This is a genomic window from Burkholderia sp. Ac-20345, from assembly GCF_017104825.1.
In the GTDB taxonomy this organism is placed as follows: domain Bacteria; phylum Pseudomonadota; class Gammaproteobacteria; order Burkholderiales; family Burkholderiaceae; genus Burkholderia; species Burkholderia lata_B.
The window spans coordinates 1-1,050 of record NZ_JAAGPO010000517.1; the positions used below are offsets into that span (position 1 = coordinate 1).

General features: G+C 70.6%; 1 protein-coding gene and 1 pseudogene. Both read left to right on the forward strand.

Annotated features, from left to right (window positions below; genetic code table 11):
- Positions 1 to 488, forward strand: a 488-nt coding sequence (locus tag G3O06_RS48395; RefSeq protein ID WP_205820477.1) for a class I SAM-dependent methyltransferase family protein, incomplete at its 5' end; no start/stop codon positions are given.
- A pseudogene (locus G3O06_RS48400) lies at positions 485 to 1,050 on the forward strand (serine/threonine protein phosphatase); the annotation flags it as partial. The gene G3O06_RS48395 and the pseudogene G3O06_RS48400, both read left to right, overlap by 4 nt.

The window sequence follows — 1,050 nt, forward strand, 5'->3', positions numbered from 1 at the left end:
CCGAGCGCGACGGCGCGGCGCCCGACGACATCACGCTGCGCGACTACAGCCCGCCGAACGTCGAGGCCGGGCGCGTGCTGATCGCGCAGCGCGGCCTCGAGCCGATCGCGCGCTTCGAGCGCGGCGACGCGTTCGACGAGGCGTCGCTCGCGACGCTCGAGCCGCGTCCGACGCTCGCGATCGTGTCGGGCCTCTACGAGCTGTTCGGCGAGAACGCGCTGATCGAGCGCTCGCTGCGCGGGCTTGCGCAGGCCGTGCCGCCGGGCGGCTATCTCGTCTATACGGGGCAGCCGTGGCATCCGCAGCTCGAATTCATCGCGCGCGCGCTGAACAATCACCGCGGCGAGGCGACCTGGGTGATGCGCCGCCGCTCGCAGGCCGAGATGGACGAACTCGTCGCACGCGCGGGCTTCCGCAAGCTCGACCAGCGGATCGACGAAATGGGCATCTTCACGGTCAGCCTCGCGCAGCGGGTCGACGCGTCATGAGCGCGCTCGACGGCGGCGCGAGCGGCCTCGCCGAGCCGGCCTCGGCAGCCGGCGCGCGCGACGCGTCGTTTGCGCTGCGCTTCCGCTGGCTCGTGGTGATGGGCGCCGTGTTCTTCTCGACCTACGGCTTCGCGAACTGGCTCGCCGCGCGCCGCGCGACGGTGCCGACCTTCGCGTTCGGCTGGGAGCATGCGATCCCGTTCGTGCCGTGGACGATCGTGCCGTACTGGTCGATCGACCTGCTGTATGCGCTGTCGTTCTTCTTCTGGACGCGCCGCGCCGACCTGCTCGATCACGTGAAGCGGCTGTTGACCGTGCAACTGATATCGGTCGCGTGCTTCATCGCGTGGCCGCTGCGCTTCGGCTTCGAGCGGCCCGACGCGGGTGGCGTGGCCGGGGCGCTGTTCACGCTGCTGATGGGGTTCGACAAGCCGTTCAACCAGGCGCCGTCGCTGCACATCGGGCTGCTCGTCGTGCTGTGGGCCGTCTATGCGAAGCACCTGCGCGGCACGCTCGCGCGCGTCGTGCTGCATCTGTGGTTCGCGGCGATCGGCGTGAACCA